At 59.2% G+C, this 1,046-nt stretch carries 1 protein-coding gene and 1 pseudogene; both read right to left on the bottom strand.

All coding sequences use genetic code 11. The features are described 5' to 3' along the window. Positions 1–40: 40 nt before the first annotated feature. Entirely contained in the window at positions 41–865 is an 825-nt protein-coding gene (locus HX786_RS30170) for a glycine betaine/L-proline ABC transporter ATP-binding protein (RefSeq protein ID WP_003209262.1), read from the bottom strand. Then, positions 862–1,046, bottom strand: a pseudogene (locus HX786_RS30165) (proline/glycine betaine ABC transporter permease); the annotation flags it as partial. The gene HX786_RS30170 and the pseudogene HX786_RS30165, both read right to left, overlap by 4 nt.

Below are 1,046 nucleotides of genomic sequence, written 5' to 3'. Positions count from 1 at the left end.
TGCCTGCGATAGCCTCAGCCAACCCACCACAAATATCGGATCAAACCACCGCCACCCGCCGCTGGACAAACCGGTTCACGTACTCATCCGCCGGTGAATGCAAAATCTCGCGGGGCGTGCCGACCTGGATCAGCTTGCCGTCCTTGAGGATCGCAATGCGGTTGCCGATGCGCACCGCCTCATCGAGGTCGTGGGTAATGAACACGATCGTCTTGTGCAGGGTCTTTTGCAGCTCCAATAACTGGTCTTGCATCTCGGCACGGATCAGCGGGTCGAGCGCACTGAACGCCTCGTCCATCAGGATGATGTCGGTGTCGGCCGCCAGCGCCCGGGCCAGGCCTACACGCTGACGCATGCCGCCGGAAAGTTGATGCGGGTATTTGTTTTCATAGCCCTTGAGGCCCACGGTTTCGATCCAGTGCAGCGCACGCTCGGCGCACACTTGCCTGGTTTCACCACGCACTTTCAGGCCGTAGGCAACGTTGTCCAGCACACTCTTGTGAGGCAGCAGGCCAAAGCTCTGGAACACCATGCTGATCTTGTGCCGGCGGAATTGGCGCAAGGCTTCCATGTCCAGTTGCAGGATGTCTTCACCGTCCACCAGGATCGCACCGCTGGTAGGGTCGATCAGCCGGTTGAAGTGACGCACCAGGGTCGACTTGCCGGAACCCGACAGCCCCATGATCACGAAGATTTCACCGGTGTCGACGCTCAGGGACAGGTCGTTCACGCCCACCACGCAACCGGTCTCGGCCAGCACCTCGTCCTTGCTCTTGCCCTGGCCAATCAACGCCAGTGCATCCTTGGAGCGGTTGCCGAAAATCTTGAATACGTTTTTGACTTCAATTTTGCTGACAGTAGTCATTTGCTCGCCTCATGCCGTGGACGACCATAGGCTTGCGTAATGCGGTCGATGACCACGGCAAGAATCACGATCGCCAGACCGGCTTCAAGGCCGCGTCCAACGTTGAGGGTCTGGATGCCCACCAGTACATCTTCACCCAGGCCACGGGCGCCGATCATCGAGGCGATCACCACCATCGACA

The sequence above is a fragment of the Pseudomonas sp. 21615526 genome, assembly GCF_013386245.1.
GTDB lineage: Bacteria > Pseudomonadota > Gammaproteobacteria > Pseudomonadales > Pseudomonadaceae > Aquipseudomonas.
Note: the sequence above shows the minus strand (reverse complement) of the source record. Positions and strands in the feature narration are given on the sequence as shown.